We start from the raw sequence: 25,116 nt of genomic DNA on the forward strand, positions 1-25,116 counted from the left end.
CCTGAAAATCAATATTGATTTCATGATGGACGTTCATTCGGAGCGTCGGTTTCGGTGAACAGAGGCCACATCCACTCCGAATCGCGGCCACACCTTGCCAGCACTCGAAAATCGGCCGCACTGATCCGGTTTCGATAGCCCCAGGAATAGCCGCCTGCTAAAACCGACTCATGACCCATTTGTCCGCCTTCGATGCCGCTGCTGTCCTGATCGTGCTGGCCGCCGTCCTGGGCTATATCAACCACCGCACCTTCAAGCTGCCGGCCTCCGTCGGACTGACCGCCATGGGCGCGATCGCTTCGCTGCTGGTCATCCTGGCCGATCATCTCATGCCCGGCGGCAACCTCGCCCAGGGCGTGGCCGACTTCCTCGACCATATCGATTTCCACACCACCCTGATGAACGGCATGCTGTCCTTCCTGCTGTTCGCCGGCGCCATGCACATCCGCTGGCACGACCTGCGCCAGGGCTTCTGGCCGGTCCTGGTCCTGAGCACGGTCGGGACCATCGCTTCGACCGTCCTGGTCGGCTTCGGCTTCTTCTGGCTGAGCCAGATGCTGGGCCTGCCGGTGCCCCTGATCTGGTGTTTCGTCTTCGGCGCCCTGGTCTCGCCGACCGATCCGGTCGCCGTCATCGCCGTGCTGAAACGCGCCGCGGTGCCGCCGGCTCTCGAAGCCACCGTCGCCGGCGAAAGCCTGTTCAATGACGGCGTCGGTGTCGTCATCTTCACTATCGTCCTGGCCGCCGCCATGGGCTCCGGTGAGATGTCGGCAACCCACGCCGCCGTGGAATTCGTCCGCGAAACCGGCGGTGGCATCGTGCTGGGCGCCCTGATCGGTGCCGGAGCATTATGGGCCATGAGCCGTATCGACGATTACAATGTCGAGGTCATCATCACCCTGGCCGTCGTCATGGGCGGCTATAGTTTGGGCCAGGCCCTGGGCGTCAGCGGACCGGTCGCCATGGCGGTCGCCGGCCTGATCATCGGCAATATCGGCGTCGACAAGGTGATGAGCGATGTCACCCGCGACTATGTCCTGAAGTTCTGGGCGCTGATCGACGAAATCCTCAATGCCGTGCTGTTCCTGCTGATCGGGCTGGAAGTCATCGCCATCTCGAAGGATATGCGCCTGATCCTGATCGGCCTGTGCGCGGTGCCGATGGTGCTGATCGTCCGCGCCATTTCGGTGGTGATTCCGATGACGGCCCTGCGGCCCTTCCTGTCCCTGGGCAAGCTGGCGGTACCGGTCCTGGTGTGGGGCGGCCTGCGTGGCGGCATCGCCATTGCGTTGGCCCTGTCGCTCCCCAGCAGCGACGCCCGCACCATCATCCTGGCCGCCACCTATGTCATCGTGCTGTTCTCGGTCCTCGTCCAGGGCGGCAGCATCGCGGCCCTGGTCAAGCGCCTGACCCCGGCGCCGACGCTTCACTGAGGCGCGACGAACGCCTGCGCCCACGCCGACGGCTTGGCGCCCATATCCAGTTCCAAGGTCCCGCCGGCCATGATCTCATCGTGGCTCAGCCAGGCGCGATCAATGGCCTTGCCGTTTAGCCGCGCCGCCTGGACATAGAGATTGGCCTCGGACGTCCCGTGCGCCACAACAGTAAAGGTCTTGCCGCCCTCCAGCTTGATCGTCGCGCTGTCGAACACCGGCGAGCCGATATAGTAGAAGGGCTGGCCAGCGCTGGGGTACAGCCCGATGGCGTTCCATACATACCAGGCCGACATGGTGCCGGCGTCGTCATTGCCGGGCAGGCCGGTATGGGTCGTGCGATAGTTCTTGGCCATGATAGCGCGCACGCGCTCGGCGGTGCGGTCGGGCCGGCCGGCGTGGATATAGAGGTAAGACGCCAGCAGGTCGGGCTCATTGCCCTGATCGTAATGACCGTTGTCGAAGATGTTGTCGAGCCAGGCCGTGAACCCGGCCGTGCCACCCGTGCGCTCGATCAGGGCGGCCGTGTCGTGCGGCACGAAGGTCGAATATTGCAGGCCATTGCCTTCGTAATAGGGACCGTCCCACCACGGCATGGTGCTGTCGGGATAACTATAGGCGCAGTCGTAATTTTCCAGCCAGGCACCGTCGGCATAGCGCGGATGGATGCAGGCCAGCTTGGCGTCCCACAGTAGCCGCCAGCCCAGCGAGCGCTTGGCGAAGCGCGCCGCGTCGTCCTTGTGACCAAGGGCTGCGGCGACTTCCGAAATGGCGAAGTCGTCATAGGCATATTCCATGGTCCGCGACCCCGACCGGGTCTCGTTGAGCGGCATGTAACCCAAGGCGAGATAGTCCTTCAGGCTGCGGCCCTCCGCCATCGGATCGGGCGAGTCGACATCGCCGTCCTTCTTGATCGCCTCATAGGCCAGGTTCTCGTCGAATCCGCCGAGATGCTTGACGACGGCGTCCGCCACCACGACGTCGCCGTTCGACCCACCCTGGGTGGAGCCGTTGGCGCCGGCGACGCGAGCGTCGGGCAGCCAGCCGGTGTGTTGGTAGGTGTCGAGCAGTGACCGTAACATGCCGCGTTCACGATCCGGCTGGATCAGGGTCATCAGCGGATTGACCGTGCGGAAGGTGTCCCACAGGGTGTAGAAATCCTCGTAATGCGGCTCGATGCTCTGCCACCACACATTCTCGCCGCTCAGGTCATGTGGCATGGTGTGGGTGCGGTAAAGCGCGGTGTAGAAGATCCTGCGCTGGTCGGCCGTACCGCCGGTCACCGATAGCTGCGACAGGGCGTCGTTCCATTCGCTTTGGGCGTGATCGCGCAGGGCGTCGAAATCCCAGCCCGGCGCCTCATCGAGATTGGCGCGCGCCTGGTCTTCGCTGATGAAGGAAACGGCGATCTTCATCTCGACCGTATTGTCCGCGGCGGTATCGAAGGTCTCATAGGCGCCCAGCCGGTTGGAAATCATGGCGCGTTGATCGCCGCCGTCTTTCACGCCGACACCGGGGGTCACGCTGGATTGACCCTGCTGGGCGGTCCAGGAACCGGACGCCTGGGGCGTGCGATCGAAGACGGCATAGAAATAGAGTTTATACGGCGCCGGGTTCCAGCCACCGGTCAAACTGGCCCAGCCGGAGAGCGCGCCGTCGGCGTGAACCTCGACATGGCCGGCCGTGGCTTTCGGGCCGTTGCCGCCCAACTGCACGGCCGAGGTGACGTCGATAATCACATTGCCCGGCACGCCTTTGGGAAAGGTCAGCCGCGACACGCCGACCCGTCGTGTGGCGGTCAGTTCCGTGCGGATCTCCCCGCCCGGCGTCTCAAGGGTCGTATAATAGGCGCCGGGCGTGGCGTTTTCAGCAACACGGTGAAAAGCGAAATTGCGCGGATTGACCTCGCCCGTCGTCGGCGTAACGCGAAAATTGCCGTATTTCGAATTGCCGCCCGTGCCCGAGACATGGGTGACCCCGAACCCGACAACCGGCGACCAGTCGTCATAGCCGTTGGTGTCACCGTGCGCCGTGTCGGGACTGAAATTGACGAAACCGAAGGGGACCGAGGCGCCAGGCACGACATTGCCGCCGCCGGTCGATCCGATAAACGGATCGACATTACCCGTCACATCGGGTGTCTGCGCCCATGCCGGTGTACTGATGGCCAGGCAGGCCACTACCAGTGTCGTCAACCTCATGCCGTCCTCCCGAAACAACTTGTTATTATACCAACGGCGAATTGGCTTCGCTCATTGCCGTTGGCAGCGGGCAAGCGCCCGCCCGAGCCTATGCGAGGAGCCCTGCGGCGTTTGAGCATAAAGCCAGCTTAATACCAATGGTCATTTTTATGACCATTGGTATTAAGCCCAACCTACGGTCAATCGCTGGAAAGACAAGCCTTTGTGATGGCCGGGGTTAAGGATTCGCCGGTGTGGTTAATCGAAAATTAACCGTGACTTGCTGAATCCTGAAGTTTCATTTGTACAATCCGGTTGCGTCCATGACCCAGGCCTATGCTCATCCGTTCACGCGTACCGACCGGTCGCCGACCGCCATGTGGTGGTGGACGCTCGATCGCGTGACCCTGACCCTGGCCCTGATCCTGCTGGCGCTCGGCTTCTTCTTCTCGTTCTCGTCATCGCCAATCGCCGCGCCCCATACCGACGCCTACGATCCCATCTATTACACCAAGCGCCACTTCGTCTTCGCCCTGATGACGGCTGTCGGCATGGTCATGATCTCGATGTTGTCGCTGAAGGGCATCAAGCGCGTCAGCGTCCTCGTCTATGGCGGCGCCATCTCCATCATGGCCCTGCTGCCTTTGATCGGTCACGCCGCCAAGGGCGGCCGGCGCTGGCTCGAACTGGGGCCGGTCGCCCTGCAGCCGTCGGAATTCCTCAAGCCCGCCCTGATCGTGCTGATCGCCTGGATGTTCTCGGAAGGCCAGAAGGGCAAGGGCGTGCCCGGCGTCACCGTCGCCTTTATCCTCTACGCTTTCGCCATCATGTTGCTGCTGATCCAGCCCGATGTCGGTCAATCCATCTTGATTACGGTAGCGTTCGGCGCCTGCTTCTTTATCTCGGGCGTCCCGTTCCGCTGGATCATCGGCATGTTGGGCGCCGCCGGCACCGGCCTGGTCGGCCTGTTCTTCATCCAGCCGCACTTCCGCAACCGCATCCTCGGCTTCATCCAGCCCGACGCCGACAGCGGCTACCAGGTCAATGCCGCCAAGGCCGCCATCGCCAATGGCGGGCTGTGGGGCAAGGGTCTGAACGAAGGGGTGATGAAAAAGCACATTCCCGACCTGCATACCGACTTCATCTATTCGGTGGTGGCCGAGGAATACGGTTTGTGGCTGACCCTGATCCTGATCGGCATATTCGGCTTTATCGTTGTGCGCGGCCTGTTGAAGGCCATGGCTATGCAGGACCCGTTCCGCCAGATCGCGACCTCGGGCCTCTACATCATGCTGGGCATGCAGGTCCTGATCAATGTCAGCGTCAATCTCGGCCTCATCCCGCCCAAGGGCATGACCCTGCCGTTCATCTCCTATGGCGGATCGTCCATGCTGGCCATGGGACTGTGCCTGGGCTTTATCCTTGCTCTTACGCGCAAGCGCCAGGAAGAAGTCACGCCCGACGATCCCACAAAATGGTAGAGAAAAGGCCTTAGCTTTTTATACGTGACTCGCTATGGTCGCGTCGTTAACGCCTAACTGGCGAACCACTCCCGGGGACGACACTTGGCCACCGACAAAGCACCCAAACCGCGCCGCAAGGCTTCTTCCTTCGCTGAAACGCCCCTGGCTGTCGTCGCCGCCGGCGGGACCGGCGGGCACATGTTCCCGGCTGAAGCCCTGGCGCGCGAGCTGATCGCCCGCGGCTGGCGCGTGGTGCTGGCGTCCGATACGCGCGGCGCCGCCTATGCCGACAACTTTCCGGCCATCGAACGGTTGTCGCTGGAAGCCGCGACCTTCAAGGCCGGCGATCCCATCGGCATGGCACGGGCGGCTATCAAGATCGGCCTTGGCATCCTGCAGGCGCGCAAAGCCTTCGCCCGGCTGAAACCTTGGGCCGTCATCGGCTTCGGCGGCTACCCGTCCTATCCGGCTTTGATGGCGGCGCTGGGGCGCAAGGACGTCACCCTGATCCACGAACAGAACTCGGTGCTGGGGCGTTCGAACCGGCAACTGGTCAAGAAGGTCGACGCCGTCGCCTGCGCTTTTCCGGTCCTGCGCATGGCGCCGCCCGAACTGGAGGGCAAGGTCCAGGTCGTCGGCAATCCTGTCCGGCCCGATATCCGCGCGCTTTATGACGTGCCCTATCCCGAGATCGACAAGACGATCCGCATCCTGGTCACCGGCGGCTCCCAGGGCGCCAAGATCCTGTCGGAGACCGTGCCTCAGGCCCTGGCCATGCTGCCGATCATCCTGCGCATCAATCTCCATGTCGAGCAGCAGGCGCGCGAAGAGCAGGCGGCCAATGCCAAGACGGTCTACGACCTGGCCGAAATCGATGCCGAGGTCGCGCCCTTCTTCAACAATATGGCCGAACGGCTGGAGCGGGCCCATATTGTCATCGGCCGGGCAGGGGCCTCGACCGTGTGCGAATTGGCCGTTGCCGGCAAGCCGTCGATCCTGATCCCGCTCAAGATCGCCGCCGACGATCACCAGACCTGGAACGCCGAGGTTCTGAAAGACGCCAAGGCCGCGATCGTTATCAAGGAACAGGAATTCACCGCGCAACGCCTGTGCGACGAAATCCGCAGCCTGATCGAAGGCGCCGAGCTTCTGCCTATGCGCGCCAAGGCCGCCAAGTCGGTGGCGCGGCCCGACGCCGCCAAGCTGCTGGCCGATTTGGTCGAACGCACCGTCAAGACCGTGAAGGGATAGGCCATGACTGTCAAAAAGAATGAGGCTGCGGTCGATATCGGCTTTATCCAGCGCGTGCTCGCGATCGTGCTGATCGTCGCCCTGGCCTTCCTGGTGTTGAAGCTGTTCAATCTGTGGCTGGTCGTGTTTGGCGCCGTGCTGATCGCCACCGTCCTGCGCGGCCTGGCCGAACCCTTAATTCGCTACACGCCGATCAAGCCACAGTTCGCCGTCGCCATCGTGCTGGTCGTTCTGCTGGCTGTGATCGCCACCACCTTTTACCTGTTTGGCCGCGAATTAACCGAGCAGACCCAGATATTGATCAGCGAACTGCCGGCCGCCTGGGCCAATCTGCAACTCCGCTTGCAGAGCAGCGAGGTCGGACGCGTCATCCAGGCTCAGGTCGCGGCCCTGGGCCAACAGGCCAGCGGCGCCATGTCCAGCCTGCCGGCCATTGCCGGCAATATCCTGTCGAGCGCAGCCGACGCCTTTATCGCCATGATCGCCGGGATTATCCTGGCCATGAATCCCGGCCGTTATCGCGACGGCGTCGTCGTGCTGTTCCCGACGCGGCACCATGAACAATTGCGCGACGCCATGAACGCGGCCGGTCAGGCCCTGCGTTTGTGGTTTATCGCGCAGTTCATTTCGATGATTGTGGTCGGCATTCTCGTCGGTATCGGCTTGTCGATCGTCGGCCTGCGTTCGGCCCTGGCGCTCGGCCTGCTGGCCGGCTTGACGCAGTTCGTACCGTTTGTCGGTCCGACCGTCTCCGCCTGCACGGGTTTGCTTCTGGCCGGCGTCGGTGGCGTCGAACCGATGATCTGGACCTTCGTCGTCTATTTCTCTGTGTCGCAGACCGAGGCCAACTTCCTGACGCCCTTCGTCCAGCGCCGGATCGCCTCTGTACCGGTGGTGCTGACCCTGTTCGCCGTGATCGGGTTCGCCAGCCTGCTCGGGCCGGTCGGTGTGCTGTTCGCCCTGCCGATGACCGTCGTCGCCCACACCCTGGTCACGCGTTATCTCAAGGACCGCGACGGCACGGCGACGGGGGAACCGAAGGCGCAAGCGGATTAGAGATGGCGCAGCGGGTCCTGGCTTTGATGCAGGATGCGTTCAAAATCTTGGCTAAGGCGATAGTCAGGCGTGCTTAGCTTGATGCCTTTTTTCGGCGTCGGCCCAAATATCCTCGACCGTTTTTTCGCTAAAACCGCTGGCATCCGCTTCGTCCAACATTCGCCCCAACTCTGCTTCGGCGGCCTTGCGCTCCAAATCCCGGCGAACCAGTTCGGAGATATAGCTGCCGACATCGTCTCCGCCTGCTGATGCAGCAGATTGGCGGTCGCTTCGTCAACGGAGATGGTGATCTTGCCCATGGAAAGTCCTGCGTACGAGACCGTAATCCTCTCACAATTTCGTGCCGGAAGAAAGCCGCAAAAAGGATAAGTGACAGGTCCCGCGACTTGGTCTAAAGCCAATGCCTTCCTCAAATTCGTATCGCGTGTGACCTCCTCCATGGCTAAACCTTCCAAGCTGCGCCCGACCCCTTTCGACCTCGGTCCTGTCCATTTCGTCGGCATCGGCGGCATCGGCATGAGCGGCATCGCCGAGATCATGCTGAAGATCGGCTACAGCGTGCAGGGCTCCGACGCGAAGGCCTCGGCCAATACGGAACGCCTGGAAAAACAGGGCGCCAAAATCTTCATCGGCCATGAGGCCTCCCACGTCACCGAGGGCGTCTGCGCCCTGGTTTATTCGACGGCGGTCAAATCCGACAATCCGGAAATGGTCGAAGCCCGCCGCCGCCGTATCCCACTGGTGCGCCGCGCCGAAATGCTGGCCGAACTGATGCGCCTGCAATTTTCCATCGCGGTCGGCGGCACCCATGGCAAGACGACCACGACCTCGATGGTCGCCTGCCTGCTCGATGCCGGCGGCATGGACCCGACCGTGGTCAATGGCGGCATCATCAACGCCTATGGCACCAATGCCAAGGTCGGCGATGGCCAGTGGATCGTCGTCGAGGCCGATGAGTCCGACGGCTCGTTCCTGCGCCTGAAATCGACCCTGGCGATTGTCACCAATATCGACGCCGAACATCTCGACCACTGGGGCGATTTCGAAGCGGTCAAAAAGGGCTTCGTCGATTTCGTCGAGAACATCCCCTTCTACGGCTTTGCCGCCGTCTGTATCGACCATCCCGAGGTCCAGGCCTTGTCGGCCAAGGTCGAGAACCGCCGTCTGATCCCCTACGGCGTATCCCCCCAGGCCGAGGTGCGTTGCGCCAATATCGACTTCGGTCCGGACGGTGCCTGTTTCGACGTCATCTTCTCGCCGTCGGGTGTCGAGCCCTTCACCTGGGAAAAGATCAAACTGCCGATGACCGGCAATCACAATGTCTCCAACGCCACCGCGGCCATCGCCGTGGCGCGCGAGCTGGGCGTGTCCGAAGCCGATGTCCGCAAGGGTCTGGGTGCGTTCGGCGGCGTCAAACGACGTTTCACGACAACCGGAATTGTCGACGGCATCCGTATCATTGACGATTATGGCCACCATCCGGTCGAGATCGCTGCGGTGCTGAAGGCCGCGCGCCAGGTTACCAACGGACGTGTTATCGCGGTGGTCCAACCTCACCGCTATACCCGCCTGCGCGACCTGATGAACGAGTTCTCGTCGTGTTTCCACGACGCCGATACGGTCATCGTCGCCGACGTCTATTCCGCCGGCGAACAACCGATCGAGGGTGTCAGCAAGGCCGCTTTGGTCGAGGGCCTGCATCGGTTCGGCCACCGCAACGCCATCGCACTCGACGGCCCCGAAGCCCTGGCCGGCATCGTCGCCGGCGAGGCCAAGTCGGGCGACATCGTCGTCTGTCTCGGCGCCGGCGATATCACGGCATGGGCCTATGCCCTGCCGGGCCAATTGGAAGCCCAAAAAGCTGGCAAGCAAGCATGAGCTGGTTAGGTAAGCTGCCGAACGTACGCGGCAAATTAGTCATGGGGGAGGCCTTGGCGCCGTTCACCTGGTTCCGCGTTGGTGGACCGGCCGAGGTTCTTTTTATTCCCGCTGATGAAGCTGACCTCTCCGGTTTTCTCGCAGCCTTGGACCCCGCCGTACCTGTGACCTATCTTGGTGTCGGCTCCAACGTGATCATTCGTGACGGAGGCGTCGACGGTGTCGTTATACGTTTAGCCGGCAAAACCTTCGCGGAAATTCACGTCGATACGGAAAGCAACCAGATTATAGCTGGACCAGGCGCGTTGGACAGCATGGTTGCCAGGGCGGCGGCCAAGGCCGGTTTAGCTGGCCTTGAATTCTATGCCGGAATTCCCGGCACCATCGGCGGCGCCCTGACGATGAACGCCGGTTGTTACGGTCGTGAAACCAAGGACGTTCTGGTGACGGCATGGGGTTTTGATCGTACCGGCGAAATGCGCGTCTTTGACAATGCCGATTTCGGCTTCACCTATCGCCACACCGAAATCGACCCCAGTATCGTTTGGATGCAGGCCGTTTTCCAGGGCACACCCGATGACGCGGCGGCGGTCACCGAACGCATGGAGGCCATCACGGAGCGGCGCGAAACCACCCAGCCGATCCGTGAAAAGACCGGCGGTTCGACCTTCAAGAACCCGTCGGGCAAGTCGGCCTGGCAATGTGTCGACGAGGCCGGCTGGCGTGGCAAGTTGTTCGGCGGCGCCAAGTTCAGCGAACTGCATTCCAACTTCATGATCAATACCGGCGACGCCACAGCGGCCGACCTGGAAGGTCTGGGCGAGGCTGTCCGCGCCGACGTGCTGACCCAGCAGGGCATAGATTTGCACTGGGAAATCAAGCGTCTGGGCAAGGCAAGTTAAGACACTTCAATCTTTCATGAATCACGCTAAGCTTCCCTAAGGGACTGAGGGCCGCGTTAGGTGAATTTGCTCGAACTCTATGCTGCGCGCGGACCGTTGATTATGGGCGTGGTCAATGTCACGCCCGACAGCTTTTCCGACGGCGGCCGCTTTATCGGCTTTGAAAATGCCCTGGCGCATGCCCGGCAATTGATCGACGACGGCGCCGACGTGCTCGATATCGGCGGCGAGTCGACGCGGCCCGGCGCGCATCCGGTCACCTTGGAAGAAGAAATCAATCGCGTCGTTCCGCTGATCTCGGCCCTGACCAAGACGACCTATACGCCCATCAGTATCGACACGCTGAAGCCCGAAGTGGCCGAAGAGGCCTTCAAGGCCGGCGCCGAAATCTGGAACGATGTCAGCGCCCTGTCTCACAGTTCCGAGTCTTTGGAAATCGCCGCCCGCAGCGGCCGGGATATCATTCTGATGCATATGCAGGGTGAGCCGCGCACCATGCAATCCAACCCCTATTACGAAGACGTGGTGGCGGAGGTCGAATCCTATTTGCTGGAACGCGCCCAGGTCGCCGAGCGTGCCGGTGTCTCGCGTGAGAATATCTGGCTCGATCCCGGTATCGGTTTCGGCAAGACCCTGGAGCATAACCTCGCCCTGATCCGCGCCACGGCGCGCCTCAGCGGCCACGGCTATCCGTTATTGGTGGCGGCGTCGCGCAAGCGATTCATCGCCGCCCTGGAAGAACGCGACGGTGTCGAGCCCTCGGGGCCGGAAGACAGGTTGGGGGCTACCATCGCCGTGCATTTGCATGCTTTGGCGAATGGTGCCAAGATGGTGCGCGTGCACGACGTACAGGCGATGAAACAGGCGCTGCGCGTGTCGAGGGCTTTGGGCGACGGATGACGGGCTATCACTGGCGGGCGCTGGTTTACTTTGTGTTGCTGACAGCATGTCTCGTCGGCGCGCTCAGCGGTGTTGCGCCGCTCCTGTTCTCGTTCGCCTTCTTTATCATCGCGGTATCGCAGTTCTTCCTGTTATGCCCGCGCTGCGGCAAGCATATCGACACCAAGGGCGAGCACGAGGGCAGTTTTTTCTATTTTCCCGGTGAGAAGCATTCGGAAACCTGTCCGCGCTGTCGGCGGACGCGCAAGGGCGTGTGGCCGGGACAATACCTGTTACAGCGCGAAGACTGGGACGGCGTCAATTACGATGAGTAGAGAGCCGGGGATTAACTTATGGGCCGGTAGATATCGAAGGCGCCGAGGAACATCGGATTGTGGATGATCGTGCCGCAGCTCAGCTGATAGCGACCGGGCGGTTGCAGCACGAAAGCCGCCGGCACCAGCGGCAGGAACAGTTCCTGACCTGATTTCTTGCCCACCAGCGACAGCACGAAACCGTCCGAGCGATTGGCGCGGATCAACCTGCCTGCCAGGATCTCGGTGCTTTGCAATTCGTCCTCGGGCCCGATCTGGTTAAGCCGGACCAGGATCAGGGTGCCGCGCATGGCTTTCAGGATCGGATGGTCGCGATCTGCAAAGGCCTCGGGGACCAGTTCATTCCACCGGCTCACAGGGCGTCCTCGACATCTTCACCGACATAGGCAAACCGCGGCATGCTGCCTTGCGGCGTATCGACCGCCTCGGTAAACATGGTCAGCGGCCGCACCCACAAACGCGGCTCGGCCTGTTCATACAGCGGACTGTAGAGAACCATGACTTCCTCGGTTTCCGAATGGGTCACCGTGCCGAAGACATGGTACAGCCGGTCCTTATAGTGGCGATAGGTGCCACGCGGGATGGCGCTTTGATAGGTCGGTGTGGTATCGGCGATCATGGGTGCACCTTGCCCTGATTTGGTTTTTGCGGACAACGAAATTCGATGCAGCGCGTGCTTATCATTGCCGGTTCGGACCCCAGCGGCGGGGCGGGTATCCAGGCCGATATCAAGACAGTGACCTGTCTGGGCGGTTATGCCATGACGGCGATAACGGCCCTGACGGTGCAAAATACGCTGGGCGTAACGGATGTCATGGCGGTGCCGCCGGCCTTTATGACGGCCCAGGCCATGGCCTGTCTCGACGATATCGGCGCCGATACCATCAAGACCGGTATGTTGGGCGATGCCGCCATGATGGAGGCTGTCGCCGGCGTGCTGGATAGCTCGGATGCCTTCAAGGTCGTTGATCCGGTTATGGTCGCCAAGGGCGGGCATCCCCTGTTGGCGGAAAAGGCGGTCGGTGCTTTGAAAGAACTGATGCTGCCGCGGGCCGGGCTGTTGACCCCCAATACGCCGGAAGCGGCGGCTCTGGTCGGTTTTGCGATCGAGAACGAGGACGATGTCCGCCGGGCGGGGGAAGCCTTGTTAAAGGCTGGCGCGCAGAATGTCTTGATCAAGGGCGGGCATTTGGCCGGGCCGGAGGTTGTCGACCTGTTGTTCACGCCGGACATGGTGTTTCGGTTTGCGGCGGAGCGGATCGAGACGGTGCACACGCATGGAACGGGATGTACCCTGGCCAGCGCCTGCGCGACCTTGTGGCGGCCGGACCGGCCCTTGAGCGAAACGGTCGGCATGGCGCGTGATTATGTGCTGGGAGCGATCGTGATGGCGCCCGGACTGGGCCACGGACACGGGCCTTTGCGGCATAATTGGTTGTTGTAGTTTTTTTAAATCCTTATGAAGCAGGGAACTCGCTGGTGAGGTGCGAGTTCCCTGCCCATAAGGATCAGAGATGAGCGGCTTTACGGGGCAACCGCTTCACCCTGACCCTTTAGCGGCGATTGCCGTCGTGGCCTTGCACACGAATTTGGCCCGACAGGGTGTCGAGACGGCTGTTGAGGGTCGCCACTTCCGAGCCGTTCAGGCCGCGGCCCGAACGTTCATAGCTGCGCTTTAACGCGGTGATGCTGTTGAGCCTGGCATTCAGGCGGCCGGCTTCGCGAAGGCTCAGTTGGCCCGAACGGCGGCCCAGGCTGATGCGGGTTTCGACCGAATTGATGCGGCCGTTAAGCTCAGCAGAGCTGCGCATATCAGAACGATTGTCATGGTATCCCCTTTCGATGGGTTGGCGTTGCAGCGGACGGGCGTCCGAAACGGCGGGAATGGTGAGGGCGGTCAGGCTGGCAGCCATGGCAGCCATGGTGATCAGGGTCTTGGTGAGTTTCATCTGCGTGTTCCTTAAGTCTTGCATTGCGCCGCTCTTCAGCGACGGGTTCATATTCGCATATCGCGATGCACCCAATCTGAACGGTACGGTTCATGTTTCGTTTAGCGGAGCGACAAGGTCTTGCCGCGATGTCCGGCAATGGCTTGCGCGGCAAGGCGCCGGATTGTTACGGCTGTGAAACGGGAATATTGAGCCGAAAAAAACTCTGAAAAATATTTGGAGACTTTTGAAAGATGGCTGGCTGCACCTGACAAGGAAAAACGGCGCCCACCGGGAGCGCCGTCTTTTGTTATCGTGAACCGGCGCGTGAGAGCGTCAGTTTCGGGTTAAGGGGGCTTGCCCCTTTACCAGCGATTGCGGTCGTGGCGATTGCCGTAGACCTGGGCCGACAGATCGTCGAGGCGAGCGCTCAGCGAGCTATATTCGTAACCGTTGAGGCCGCGGCCGGAACGTTCGGCATTGCGGGTCTGCCAGCTGATGCGATCCAGTTGGCCGTTCAGGCGGCTGGCTTCGCGCATGCTCAGCTGACCGCTGCGGCGGCCCATATAGATGCGGCTTTGCAGGTTCTGGATCCGGTCGGTGAGCTGGCCGACGGCGCGATCGTCGCGATGGTTGCGATCATAACCGCCGCGGCGATCCCAGTCGCCACCGCGGTTCCAATCGTTGTGGCCGCGGGTATCGATCTTGATGACGGCGACGGGGTTGGCGATGGCGGCCATAGGGGCGGCAACTGCGGTCAGGGTGGCAGCCGCAGCCGCCAGGGCGATCAGGGTTTTCGAAACGGTTTTCATAGTCATGTCTCCTTGGTTGGATGCGTGCTGGTCATCAGCCTTGAAGACACTTAAACATGCGGCGCCTGAGCCAATCCTGAGTCCTGGGTTCATTTTGTATTCAGGGACATGAATATCCCTTGCCGAAAAGGCAGTGTGAGAGCATATGGCACTTTTTAGCGCTCAGACGCCGCGAGGCTCCTCGCAAAGGCTCGGGCGCACTGTCGTGCTTGCCAATGGACTTTGTCCATTGGAGTTGTCGCATCCTCAGGGGGCCGCCATGTCCAACCAACCCGCCAAACCGCCGAGAGCGCCCGAGCGTCCGTGGTTTTCGTCCGGTCCGACATCGAAGCGGCCGGGCTGGAGCGTCAAGGCATTGGCCAATGCCCCGGTCGGCCGCTCGAACCGCTCGAAAGTGACCGTGGCGCGCATCCAGCAGGCCCTGGAATTGACGCGGTCGATCCTGCAAATCCCGGAAGACTACAGTGTCTTCATGACGCCAGGGTCCGATACCGGTGCTTTCGAAGCCGCCATGTGGAACCTGTTGGGGCCGCGCAAGGTCCAGCTTTTGGCGTTCGAGAGCTTCGGTCAGTTATGGGCTGACGATGCGGTCGAACATTTGAAGCTGGATGCCGAGGTGCTGAGCGCGCCCTATGGCCGCTTACCGGATCTTACGCGTATCGATCCTGAGGCCGACCTGGTCTTTCCGTGGAACGGCACGACGTCCGGCGTGCGGGTCTCCGACGGCGATTTCCTCAAAGGTCACAAGGGTCTGGTGCTGTGCGACGCCACATCGGCGGCGTTCTGCATGGAACTGCCGTGGGCGGACCTCGATGTCGCAACCTTCTCGTTCCAGAAGGCCCTGGGCGGCGAGGCCGGCATCGGCGTGCTGGTTCTGTCGCCGCGCGCTGGCGAACGGCTGAACAGCTTCGATTCGGGCCGCGCCATCCCGAAAGTACTGCGCCTCAAGAAAAAAGGCGAGGCCGACCCGGCCATCCTCGGTGGTGACGCCATCAACACCTTCTCCTTCCTGGTCATCGAGGACTATCTCGATGCCTTGAAGTGGGCGACCTTCGAAGGCGGGCTGGAAGGCCTGATCAACCGCTGCAACAATAATTTCGATGTCCTGCGCGAATGGGTCGAGGCGACGCCGTGGATCGATTTCGTCGCCGAGGTCGAGGCCCAGCGCTCGACCACCTCGGTCTGCCTGAAGTTCGTCGATCCGGCTGTCCTTGGTCAATCGAAAGAGGTCCAGGCCAAACTGGCGTCAAAGATCGGCTCGCTGCTGGAGGTCGAGGGCGTGGCCTACGATGTCACCGGCTATCGCGCGGCGCCCCCGGGTCTGCGCATCTGGTGCGGCTGCACGGTCGAGGCCGACGATATCGAAGCCCTGACGCCGTGGCTGGAATGGGCCTATGCCGAAGCGTTGCAAGCTCTTGCGGCCGAAGGACTGGTTAGCGCCTGAATTAAAAATTCCGAAGGCCTGGCGGGCCTGAGGCAAGGGCGACCGCCCGCCGCGCATGTTTGCGCGCAAGCCATGGGCCCGCCGAGGCCGGCGCTTGAGCTCAAATTCCGAGGGCCTGAAAGGCCTGAGGCAAGGGCGACCGCCCGCCGCGCATGTTCGCGTGAGCCATGGGGGCCGCCGAGGCCGGCGCTTGAGCTCAATTAAGGGGTTACATTTGGCGATTCCTGCTCTATAGGGTGCCACCGGTTAGAGCGCACATGGTTGCGCCATTCATCTTTGACCGGAGCAATCACCTTGGCAAACGTAACCGTAATCGGCGCTCAGTGGGGCGACGAAGGCAAGGGCAAGCTTGTCGACTGGCTGTCCAACCGCGCCGATGTCGTCGTGCGCTTCCAGGGCGGTCACAATGCCGGCCACACCCTGGTGGTCGACGGCAAGGTCTATAAGCTGTCGCTTCTGCCGTCCGGCGTCGTCCAGGGCAAGCTCAGTGTCGTCGGCAACGGCGTGGTTATCGACCCGTGGGCCCTGTTCGACGAAATCGCCCGTGTGGAGGCGCAAGGGCTGAGCATTACGCCCGAACTGCTGGTCATCGCCGACAATGCCTGCCTGATCCTGCCGATCCACCGCGAGCTGGATACCGCGCGCGAAGCCGCCGCCGGCGTCAACAAGATCGGCACGACCGGCCGCGGCATCGGCCCGGCCTATGAAGACAAGGTCGGCCGCCGCGCCATCCGCGTCGCCGACCTGGCCGACCTCGACCAACTCGAAGCCAAGATCGATCGCCTGCTGACCCACCACAATGCTTTGCGCAGCGGTTTGGGTCTGCCTGAAGTCGACGTCGCCGCCCTGGTGCAATCCCTGAAAGACATCGCGCCGCGTCTGCTCAGCCACGCCCAGCCGGTGTGGTATGTGCTCGACAAGGCGAAGCACGCCGGCAAGCGCATCCTGTTCGAAGGCGCCCAAGGCGCCTTGCTGGATATCGATCACGGCACCTATCCGTATGTCACCTCGTCCAACACAGTCGCCGGTCAGGCCGCCGCCGGTTCCGGCATGGGGCCGAAGAGTGTCGGCTATGTCCTGGGTATCCTCAAGGCCTATACGACCCGCGTCGGTTCCGGTCCGTTCCCGACCGAGCTGTTCGACGATGTCGGCAAGGGTATCGCCGAGCGTGGCCATGAATTCGGCACGGTCACCGGCCGCGCCCGCCGCGTCGGTTGGCTCGATGCCGTCCTGGCGCGCCAGTCGATCGCCATCAACGGTATCGACGGCATCGCCCTGACCAAGCTCGACATTCTCGATGGCATCGACGTCATCAAGGTTTGCGTCGGTTACAAGGTCGGCGATCAGGTCCTCGACTATCTGCCGGCCAGCTTCCAGGCCCAGCAGGCGATCGAGCCCATCTATGAGGACATAGACGGCTGGCAGGAAAGTACCCAGGGCGCCCGCTCGTGGAAGGACCTGCCGGGCAATGCCGTCAAATACGTCCGCCGCATCGAGGAACTGATCGGCGCTCCGGTCGCCCTGTTGTCGACGAGTCCGGAACGCGAGGATACCATCCTGATGCGTGACCCGTTCCAGGATTAAGCTTCTACCGCGCGAAGCGCAGCGAAGGTTTAAATCCACAGATAAGCCAGATAAGCACAGATAGCGCTGCGCGCCTTTTGAAGGCCTGCGGCGCTAAGGCTTTATCCCGAAACCTGTGCTTATCTGGCTTATCTGTGGATCACAGACTTTCCTGCGATATCAGCCGCATAGGCGTTGTGTAGAACAAAAAAGGAGCGCCGTTGCGGGCGCTCCTTTTCGTTTGAGAGGCGAGTTTCGGTTAGAAGCTGTACTTCAGGCCGAACATAACCGAGTACAGGGTCGCCGACTGATTGACCGTCGGCGTCGTATAGGTCGTCGAGACACTCGAGATCTGATAACCAGCGCAGACCGGGCTGTTGGCGGCGACCTTGACACCCGAAGCGTCGGTACAGGCGACCTTGTAGATCGGCGTACCCTGGCGGCCGTCGCTGCCATATTCGGCGACATTGCCCCATTTCTTGTTCAACAGGTTGCCCAGGTTGAAGATGTCCATAGTGGCGGTCACTTTGTGACCGGTGAACCAGGGCATGGGCAGGTCCTGAGCGACGTGCAGATCCCAGCGCTTGACGTCCGGATTGCGGCGGATGCCCTTGCTTGTAATCCCTGTCGGCAGGTCGAACTTGGTGACGATCTTTTGCAGGTTCGTCAGGTCGGCGGCCGTGGCGAAGTAGACCGGGACATTGCCGGTCATGAACTTCAGCGGGTTACCGGCGTCGGCGGTCGTGGTCTGCGGGATGAAGGCCAATTCGTTGGCCGATACGACACCGAAGACCTGGCCGCGAGCGGTTGGGGCGGCATCGGCGACATAGAAGCTCAACGGCCGGCCGCTGTGCAGATCGCCGAACAGGGTGAAGCGGGTCGGCGCACCCTTGAAGAACTCGGCCTCGTAATTGGCGTTCAGCTTGAAGCTATCGCGAATTTCGTAGGACGACTTGCCCTTGGTCGGCGTGTTGGGATCTTCCAGGGCGAACTGGTCGCCATAGTTCGAACCGCCGCAGCAATCGGTCGTGGCGAATTCCGGGATACCGCCATACTGGTTGGTGTCCTGGCGGGTGAAGGACGCCATCAGGTCGATGTGGTCGGCATGGCTGATCCAGGCGCCATCGAAGCTTTGCAACGCCGACAGGGCGACGGTCGAGCTGGTCGACTGGATGTCGGGATTATAGGCTTCGATATCGTAGCCCGAACCCGGATTGGCGATGTCATAGGCATTGCTGCCGTCGGCGTTCTTGGCGACGTCGTAACCCAGGGCGACACGGTTGTTGAACACCGACTGGTTATTGGCGTCGAAGGACGAGCCGGCCGGAGCCGTCGAACCGACGACAAGGCCGTCATAACGCAGGCGGCCGTCCGGCGTATATTGCTGGACACCGTTGACCAGCAGTTTGCGAGCGCGGACATCGCGGAAGGCGAGGCCGGTATTGCTCTTGACGAAGACGGCGTCGATGCCGAACACCGTACCCCACCCGGCGTGCCAGTGACCGGACAGGTTCAGCTTCCAGTCGGACGGCATCTTGAAGTCGGGCGCCAGTTCGTTGGTGTTGGACACGCGCACCAGGCCGGGGTTCAGCGCCAGCAGGGCGGTGGCCGAGGACGGCACGCCGCTGGCGAAGCTGGCGTCGGTCTTGTCGATATTCATCAGGGCTGAAACGGTCGGGTCGTTGGCGGCGAACGGCGTGCCGGAATTGGTTTCCTTGAACGAACCGTCGGCCTGGCGTTGCAGGGTGAAGGTCGCGGTCAGGACGCCGGTATTGCCGAAGCGGTTGGACAGGAAGACGTCCGGCAGGCCGCCGGTATAGAGACCGAAACTGCCCGAGGCGTCGAAGGTGTCGTTGTGCCACTTGGCGCCGATCCGCGGTTGCAGGACATTCAGGCCGTCATAGGTCGTCTGATTGTCGAAGCCGTTGCGCGCCGCGAAATTGGCGTTGTAGGCCGGCTTATCGTCCTGGGTCCAGAAATCGTAACGTAGGCCGTAATTGACGGTCAGGTTCTCCATCGCATCGAAGGTGTCCTGCACGAACAGGGTATGGTTCTGATAGTCGAAATTCGCCGCCGCGACATTGGCCTCGCCTGACGGGTTGTTGTTGTAGAACAGCTGATCGACCGTGCCGTTGGCGAAGGAATTTTGCGAGTCGAAATAGTAGACGCCGTTCGCCGCCTGGACGAACTTGTTATAGATGTGGATCTGCTTGGTCTGGTAACCGCCCTTGACGCTGTGGCCGCCCAGGCGATAGGTGCCGACGAATTCACCGGCATTGTCGGTGGTCTTCAACACATTGGCCTGGCGGAACTGGTCGGGGCCGAAGTTGAGGGTCAGCTTGCCGGCGGTGCAGCTCGAAATGGCGCCTCCGCTCAGGCCGTCCGTACAGACGCTGATCTGCGAGAAACCCTGACCTTCTGGTGGCTCCTGACCGCGTTGATAGTTGCGGATGGCGATACGGGCTTCGGTCGAGAAGTGGTCGTTCCAGCGCGAATTGAGCTGGAAGGCGTAATTGTCCTCGTTTTCCGGCTGGGTGTACCAGTTGGTATTGAGGTTGAGCGCCGACGACGACGCTGGCGCGCCTTTCCACACGTTCGAGAAGGCGTGGCGATAGGTGAACGAGGCGCGTTGGCCGTCCATGATGTTCCAATCGAACTTCAAGGAATACTTTTCGTCCTTGAAGGGCGTGGTCAGCGGGATCGAACCGGGATCGAGCTTTTGCGAACCGGCATAGGTCGCCCACGGCGTCAGGATGGCGTCGATATCGGCCTGGGTGACCGGCACGCCGGCGTTCAACAAGGTGGTGCCGAAGCCGGCGCCGGCGGGACCCGCGGCAACGACCGAGGCCGAGGTGTATTTCTCATAGGAGGCGGCGAAGAACAGGCGGTCCTTCAGGATCGGGCCCGAGAAAAAGAAGCCGTAATTCTTGTCCGGGACATAGAGCTTCAGCTTGTTGGACACGCCGGTGTCGGGGTGGAACAGCTGGCTGCCGTTCCAGCTCTTGTTGCGGATATAGTCGAAGGCGGAGCCGTGGAAGCTGTTGGTGCCCGAACGCAGGACCAGGTTCAACGAACCGCCGGTGAAATCGCCTTCTTCGACATCGGCCGGCACGGCCTGGACGGTCATCTGCTCGACGGCTTCCAGCGAGACGGGACCGAGATTGGTCGACAGGCCGCCGGTGTTCAGGCCGAAGTCGTCGTGCGAGCGCACGCCGTCGATGGTGATGCGGTTGGCGCGCGGGGCGGAGCCGGCGATGTAAAGACCGCCGGACGGGCCGGTGCCGCGGGTATTGGGATCTAGCTGGGTCAGGGGATCGCGGCGTGCGGCTTCGCGGATGTCGCGCTTATAGGTGACGAGGCCTTCGATCTCGTCGCGGCCCATGCGGGTACGCGAGCCGGGATTGGACAGGATGGCGCGCTTGCCGACGACGGTAACGGTCGTGGTTGCGCTGTCGAGCGCGATATCGAGTTTTTGCTGGTCGCCGAGCGTCAGATAGATGTCGGTCGTCTTGCTGTCCTGATAGCCGCTGGCCGAGATGTCTATCTCGTAGGGGCCACCGACGCGCAGGCCGGAGACTCCATAGTGGCCGGTGCCATCGCTTTTGCTGACGGCGCGGGTGCCGGTCGGCGTATGGATGATGACGATGTCGGCATTGGCGACGGCCGCGCCCGAAGCGTCGGTGACGATGCCGCGTACAGCGGCGGTGGTTTGCTGGGCATAGGCGGCGGGCGCGGCGGCGGCCAGGAGCGCTGCGACGGCGGCCCCGGCCATATAACGGTTAAACATGAGATTTCCCTGAACGGATGTGAAGGCGCGGATGGCGATCGTTACCGTGGCTACGGGATTTCCATGTCAGTTTTGATACAATATTACGTCAAAAAATAATCCGGCAGAGGCGGGCGGAAATGCCACGCGTTCGAGTCGCCGCGTGCAAACCTTTGCAAAATAACGGAAGGCGTAGACATAGCGCTGGCAATCCCAGCGCAATAAAGGGTTCAGCTTTGCTTAACCCTGTTTTCTAACGAGATTTTCAGCGCCTTCGTTCATGATAAAGCTCTGTTTGGAAGTCAGTACCATGTTCGCTCTCGATCCCCGTCTGCAGGCCCGCCTCAAGATTCACATGAATCGGGTGCTGATTCTTGAAGAGAATCAGGCCTATGGCCGCATGTTGGCGGATATGATGCGCATTCTGGGCGCCGACAATATCGTCATCGAAAGCGACGACCGCCGCGCCATGTCGATCGTCGCTGACCTTAATCCGCAGATCATCCTGACCGAGTACAAGACGCCGCTGATCGACGGTATCGAATTTACGCGCAATCTGCGCCGCAGCGACAGCGCCGCCAAGAAGATCCCCGTCATCATGGTCAAGGGCGATATCACGCCATCGCAACTGACCGAGGCGCGCAATTGCGGCATCCACGAAGTGCTGAAAAAGCCCTTTGCCTGGCAGGATCTGGTCACGCGCCTGCAAAACGTCCTGTTCAAGCCGCGCGACTGGATTTCCGTCGCCTCCTATGTCGGGCCGGATCGTCGCCGCTTCAACACGGCCGACTTCAAGGGCCAGAAGAAGCGCGGCGGTGAAGCGGTTCATGCCCCTGAACTGGTGGCCCTGGAAGAAGCGGTGCGCCTGCTGAAGGCGTCGCTGGATGCCTTCGATCACGACCTGCCGGCCATGATGGGGACGGTCATGCAGCAGATGGCGGTGATCGTGCCGGCCGCCAAGCTGGTCAAGGACCCGGCCTTTATCCAGGCCGTCATGACCATTGTCGCCGGTATGCGCAGCAAGAGTCTGACCAAGGCGACGATCGAGATGCAACTGGGCGTCATGACGGCGAGCCTGGGCGTGACGAAGCCAATGCAGAACGGCTGGGCGCGCGATCTTTACGTGCAAGGACTGGCCGACGCAGAGGCTGAGACCGCGCGCCTGGGACATGTCATCGACGATGCTTTCGACGTCAGCCCGCCGAAGGGCGAAGCGGCTTAAGCGACCGCTCACCATACATACAAACGGCCCGCTAAGACGCAGACGCCTTAAAGGGCCGTTTTTTTTAGGAAAATAATGAGGCTTAAGCTTCGGCTGGCGTGGCGGCGTGCGAGGCGGCGACCATGGCCTTTTGCAGTTTCTCAAAAGCCCGAACCTCGATCTGACGGACGCGTTCGCGTGATACGCCGAAGCGTTCGGCCAGGTCTTCCAGGGTCGTTGGCGAATCCTTCAAACGGCGTTCGGTGAGGATTTCACGTTCGCGGTCGTTCAGTTCGCCCATGGCGGCCTGCAACAGGTCCATGCGCTGGCCGTATTCCTGATTGTCGGCCAGAACCGTTTCCTGGCTCTGTTGCGTATCGTCGACCAGCCAGTCTTGCCATTCGGCCTCGCCTTCGGAAGCGCGCAGCGGTGCGTTGAGCGACGAATCGCCCGACGACATGCGGCGGTTCATGTTGACGACATCCTGTTCGGACACGCCCAACTTGGTGGCGATCTGTTCGACGTGCTCCTGGTGCAGGTCGCCCTCTTCAAGCGCCGAGATTTCCGACTTCACCTTGCGCAGGTTGAAGAACAGCTTCTTTTGCGCTGCCGTCGTGCCCATCTTTACGAGCGACCATGAGCGCAGGACATATTCCTGGATCGACGCCTTGATCCACCACATGGCGTAGGTGGCCAGGCGGAAACCGCGTTCCGGGTCGAACTTCTTGACGGCCTGCATCAGGCCGACATTGCCTTCGGAGATGACTTCACCGATCGGCAGGCCGTAACCGCGATAACCCATGGCGATCTTGGCCACAAGGCGCAGGTGCGAGGTCACGAGGCGGTGGGCCGATTTCGGATCCTGATGTTCCTGCCAGCGTTTGGCCAGCATGAACTCTTCGTCCTTGGCCAGCATGGGGAACTTGCGGATTTCCGAGAGATAGCGATTGAGCCCGCCGTCCGGCGTCAGGGCCGGCATGGTGCCGCCGCTGCTGTTCAGCGAAAAGTTGGACGTCGTAAGCGCAACGGAACTGCTCATGGGTGCATCGCTTTCTGGTCGGGAGTCTGACGATCTGTCAGAATAGGAAGTCGTGTCGGACATGGGACCAGCGCCTGTCTGCGAGGGGGATACACACAAACGGCGGGATGCCAGCCCGACACCTGTGTGAGTATTTAGGTAGCGATTTCCGGAAAAAAAGACCCTGTCCGGAGTCAAATGCGAATTTGTTGCAAAAAGGTACCACGGACGGCGATCACACGGGATCACAATGGGGTGAGTGCAGTGCAATATGATGCACAGACGTCGGATGTTTGAGTTTCGCAGCTTACAGGCAAGAAGGGGCGGTTCAGTCAGTTAGCGGCCAAGAAATCTGCGCTTATCTGGCTTATCTGGCTTATCTGTGGGTGCCTCTTCTTGCTTCGGGCAAACAGATCACAAAAGCTATTCGATATCTTCGTTGATCAGGCCGATCTTGAGGAAGCCGTTTTGTTGCAGCTGGTTGATGACGGCAACGAAGTCGTTGTATTGGATGTTCTTGTCGCCACGAACCAGGATGCGTTCATTAAACGGGTTGGGCGATTGCAAGGCGGCTTCCAAGTCGGGGATCAGGGTGGCAGAGCTCGTCTTGCGCTCGCCGATATATATCTGATCCGGTCCCATGATGGAAACGAAGACGGGTTTTTTGGCGTTAGGATCACCGYCCTCGGCTGGCGGCATGTCGAGCTTGATCGATACCGTCGCGGCCGGGATCGACACCATGAAAATAATCAGCAGGACCAGCATGACGTCGACGAACGGCGTGACGTTGATATCGGAATTCTGTTGTACGGTGTATTTGCTGCTGCCACCGCCGCCAATTTTCGCACCCATGGTCTGCTCCTTGCGCTACCGGATGTTCTCTCCGGATAGCGGCAGTATGCCACCACAGCAAAAAAAGGCAATCAATACATATCGGCCAGGGCGTCGACCAGGGCTTGCATATCGTCGGGCAGGGGGGCGCGGAATTTCAGCTTCTCGCCGGTGATCGGATGGACAAAGCCCAGAAGCCCGGCGTGCAGGGCCTGGCGATGGAAATCCAGGTCGTCAAGAATAGCCTGGACATCGCGGTGCGGCGCGCCGGAACCATAGACCGGGTCGCCCAGGCACGGACAGCCGAGATGGGCCATATGGACGCGGATCTGGTGCGTGCGGCCGGTTTCCAGCCGGCAGGTCAGCAGCGCCGCCAAAGGCTTGGTGTCGCCGAAGACCTCTTCTAAGCGGTAGTGGGTAATGGCTTCGCGGCCACCGGCGCGCAGTACGGCCATCTTCTTGCGATCGTGGTGCGAGCGCCCGATGCGCGTCGTCACCGTACCGGAGACGTGCTTGGGCGATCCACGTACGACGGCACGGTATTCGCGGTCGATATCATGGCGCGAAAACAGTTCGCTCAAGGCCCGGTGGGCGATATCGTTCTTGGCGGCGACCAATATGCCCGACGTATCCTTATCGAGACGGTGGACGATGCCCGGTCGCAGCACCCCGCCGATGCCGGACAGCGAATCGCCGCAATGATAGAGCAGGGCGTTGACTAGGGTGCCGTCGCGCGTACCGGGCGCCGGGTGGGCCGCCATGCCGACGGGCTTGTTGACGACGATCAGGTGGGCGTCTTCGAACAGGATGTCGAGGGGAATGTCCTGCGGCACCGGGACGGCGCTGGTCGGCGCCGGAATGGTCAGGACATAGGTCCCGGCGCGCGCCTTATGCTTGCCGTCGCTGATGACGCGGCCGTCGAGGGACAGCTTGCCTTCGCCGATCAGGGCCTGAAGGCGGGCGCGCGACAGGTCGGTAAAATGCCCGGCCAGGACGCGGTCGAGCCGGTCGTCATCCTCGTCGTCGCCCAGGGTGGCGGTCAGGATTTGCGAATCGTCTTCCGTTTCGGGGATGTCGTCGTCGTCGATGTCGTCGGGCGTGTCGGTCATGCGCGCTGTAGTGGGCGAGGATGGCGCGGAATGCAAGCTCTGGACAATACAGCAATAAAAAACCCGG

Annotated in this window: 22 protein-coding genes; 12 read left to right on the forward strand and 10 right to left on the reverse strand. The window is 61.5% G+C overall.

From position 1 onward, the window contains the following. Positions 1–170: 170 nt before the first annotated feature. Positions 171–1,433: a cation:proton antiporter gene (locus AC1DX3_RS09510; protein ID WP_476989040.1), complete on the forward strand. Its 1,263-nt coding sequence runs from the start codon at positions 171–173 to the stop codon at positions 1,431–1,433. Here the strand turns inward: AC1DX3_RS09510 and AC1DX3_RS09515 are convergent. Continuing rightward, on the reverse strand, positions 1,427–3,634 hold the full coding sequence (locus AC1DX3_RS09515) for a GH92 family glycosyl hydrolase (protein ID WP_476989041.1): 2,208 nt from the start codon (positions 3,632–3,634) through the stop codon (positions 1,427–1,429). The two genes, AC1DX3_RS09510 and AC1DX3_RS09515, sit on opposite strands and share 7 nt — an antisense overlap. A gap of 302 nt (positions 3,635–3,936) precedes the next feature. On the opposite strand from AC1DX3_RS09515, the gene AC1DX3_RS09520 reads away from it, so the two are divergent. From AC1DX3_RS09520 to AC1DX3_RS09530, 3 genes are all read left to right on the forward strand, one after another. After that, entirely contained in the window at positions 3,937–5,094 is a 1,158-nt protein-coding gene (locus tag AC1DX3_RS09520; RefSeq protein ID WP_476989042.1) for an FtsW/RodA/SpoVE family cell cycle protein, read from the forward strand. An 84-nt stretch (positions 5,095–5,178) separates the two neighbouring features. Then, the gene (gene murG, locus AC1DX3_RS09525; protein ID WP_476989043.1) at positions 5,179–6,327 is read left to right on the forward strand and encodes an undecaprenyldiphospho-muramoylpentapeptide beta-N-acetylglucosaminyltransferase; all 1,149 of its coding nucleotides are present in this window, start codon (positions 5,179–5,181) and stop codon (positions 6,325–6,327) included. 3 nt (positions 6,328–6,330) lie between these two features. After that, the gene (locus AC1DX3_RS09530; protein WP_476989044.1) at positions 6,331–7,383 is read left to right on the forward strand and encodes an AI-2E family transporter; all 1,053 of its coding nucleotides are present in this window, start codon (positions 6,331–6,333) and stop codon (positions 7,381–7,383) included. Here the strand turns inward: AC1DX3_RS09530 and AC1DX3_RS09535 are convergent. Then, positions 7,380–7,682 carry a hypothetical protein gene (locus tag AC1DX3_RS09535; RefSeq protein ID WP_476989045.1) on the reverse strand — a complete coding sequence of 101 codons (303 nt, stop codon included), beginning with the start codon at positions 7,680–7,682 and terminating at the stop codon, positions 7,380–7,382. The two genes, AC1DX3_RS09530 and AC1DX3_RS09535, sit on opposite strands and share 4 nt — an antisense overlap. Positions 7,683–7,821: 139 nt before the next feature. On the opposite strand from AC1DX3_RS09535, the gene murC reads away from it, so the two are divergent. From murC to AC1DX3_RS09555, 4 genes are all read left to right on the forward strand, one after another. Then, positions 7,822–9,261: a UDP-N-acetylmuramate--L-alanine ligase gene (murC, locus tag AC1DX3_RS09540; protein ID WP_476989046.1), complete on the forward strand. Its 1,440-nt coding sequence runs from the start codon at positions 7,822–7,824 to the stop codon at positions 9,259–9,261. Continuing rightward, complete coding sequence (gene murB, locus AC1DX3_RS09545) at positions 9,258–10,163, forward strand: UDP-N-acetylmuramate dehydrogenase (protein WP_476989047.1); 906 nt, start codon at positions 9,258–9,260, stop codon at positions 10,161–10,163. Before murC ends, murB begins: the two co-directional genes overlap by 4 nt. A 102-nt stretch (positions 10,164–10,265) precedes the next feature. Next, on the forward strand, positions 10,266–11,063 hold the full coding sequence (gene folP / locus AC1DX3_RS09550; protein ID WP_476989498.1) for a dihydropteroate synthase: 798 nt from the start codon (positions 10,266–10,268) through the stop codon (positions 11,061–11,063). 32 nt (positions 11,064–11,095) lie between these two features. Further along, positions 11,096–11,377 carry a hypothetical protein gene (locus AC1DX3_RS09555; RefSeq protein WP_476989048.1) on the forward strand — a complete coding sequence of 94 codons (282 nt, stop codon included), beginning with the start codon at positions 11,096–11,098 and terminating at the stop codon, positions 11,375–11,377. Positions 11,378–11,388: 11 nt separating this feature from the next. On the opposite strand, the gene AC1DX3_RS09560 is transcribed toward AC1DX3_RS09555, so the two are convergent. Continuing rightward, the gene (locus AC1DX3_RS09560; protein WP_476989049.1) at positions 11,389–11,733 is read right to left on the reverse strand and encodes a hypothetical protein; all 345 of its coding nucleotides are present in this window, start codon (positions 11,731–11,733) and stop codon (positions 11,389–11,391) included. Continuing rightward, entirely contained in the window at positions 11,730–11,996 is a 267-nt protein-coding gene (locus tag AC1DX3_RS09565) for a DUF1653 domain-containing protein (RefSeq protein ID WP_476989050.1), read from the reverse strand. Before AC1DX3_RS09565 ends, AC1DX3_RS09560 begins: the two co-directional genes overlap by 4 nt. 45 nt (positions 11,997–12,041) lie before the next feature. Between AC1DX3_RS09565 and thiD the strand changes: the two genes are divergently transcribed. Further along, positions 12,042–12,821 carry a bifunctional hydroxymethylpyrimidine kinase/phosphomethylpyrimidine kinase gene (gene thiD, locus AC1DX3_RS09570; protein ID WP_476989051.1) on the forward strand — a complete coding sequence of 260 codons (780 nt, stop codon included), beginning with the start codon at positions 12,042–12,044 and terminating at the stop codon, positions 12,819–12,821. A 109-nt stretch (positions 12,822–12,930) separates the two neighbouring features. Here the strand turns inward: thiD and AC1DX3_RS09575 are convergent, their stop codons facing one another. After that, the gene (locus AC1DX3_RS09575) at positions 12,931–13,326 is read right to left on the reverse strand and encodes a hypothetical protein (protein WP_476989052.1); all 396 of its coding nucleotides are present in this window, start codon (positions 13,324–13,326) and stop codon (positions 12,931–12,933) included. 344 nt (positions 13,327–13,670) lie between these two features. After that, entirely contained in the window at positions 13,671–14,117 is a 447-nt protein-coding gene (locus AC1DX3_RS09580; protein WP_476989053.1) for a hypothetical protein, read from the reverse strand. 259 nt (positions 14,118–14,376) lie between these two features. Between AC1DX3_RS09580 and AC1DX3_RS09585 the strand changes: the two genes are divergently transcribed. Continuing rightward, positions 14,377–15,561 (forward strand): phosphoserine transaminase, encoded by a 1,185-nt coding sequence (locus AC1DX3_RS09585; protein ID WP_476989054.1) that lies wholly within the window; start codon positions 14,377–14,379, stop codon positions 15,559–15,561. Positions 15,562–15,855: 294 nt separating this feature from the next. Further along, on the forward strand, positions 15,856–17,145 hold the full coding sequence (locus tag AC1DX3_RS09590; protein WP_476989055.1) for an adenylosuccinate synthase: 1,290 nt from the start codon (positions 15,856–15,858) through the stop codon (positions 17,143–17,145). Positions 17,146–17,383: 238 nt separating this feature from the next. Here AC1DX3_RS09590 and AC1DX3_RS09595 read toward each other — a convergent pair whose 3' ends face one another. Continuing rightward, positions 17,384–20,911: a TonB-dependent receptor gene (locus AC1DX3_RS09595; RefSeq protein WP_476989056.1), complete on the reverse strand. Its 3,528-nt coding sequence runs from the start codon at positions 20,909–20,911 to the stop codon at positions 17,384–17,386. Positions 20,912–21,200: 289 nt separating this feature from the next. Between AC1DX3_RS09595 and AC1DX3_RS09600 the strand changes: the two genes are divergently transcribed. Further along, on the forward strand, positions 21,201–22,112 hold the full coding sequence (locus tag AC1DX3_RS09600; RefSeq protein WP_476989057.1) for a response regulator: 912 nt from the start codon (positions 21,201–21,203) through the stop codon (positions 22,110–22,112). Between the two features lie 82 nt (positions 22,113–22,194). Here the strand turns inward: AC1DX3_RS09600 and rpoH are convergent, their stop codons facing one another. From rpoH to AC1DX3_RS09615, 3 genes are all read right to left on the reverse strand, one after another. Next, a complete protein-coding gene (gene rpoH / locus AC1DX3_RS09605; protein ID WP_476989499.1) occupies positions 22,195–23,070 on the reverse strand; it encodes an RNA polymerase sigma factor RpoH in 876 nt (291 codons plus the stop codon). A gap of 462 nt (positions 23,071–23,532) precedes the next feature. Further along, a complete protein-coding gene (locus tag AC1DX3_RS09610) occupies positions 23,533–23,961 on the reverse strand; it encodes a biopolymer transporter ExbD (RefSeq protein ID WP_476989058.1) in 429 nt (142 codons plus the stop codon). Positions 23,962–24,032: 71 nt separating this feature from the next. Further along, a complete protein-coding gene (locus AC1DX3_RS09615; RefSeq protein ID WP_476989059.1) occupies positions 24,033–25,049 on the reverse strand; it encodes an RluA family pseudouridine synthase in 1,017 nt (338 codons plus the stop codon). Positions 25,050–25,116: the final 67 nt, after the last annotated feature.

It is taken from the genome of Asticcacaulis sp. P2_B1, from assembly GCF_056404915.1.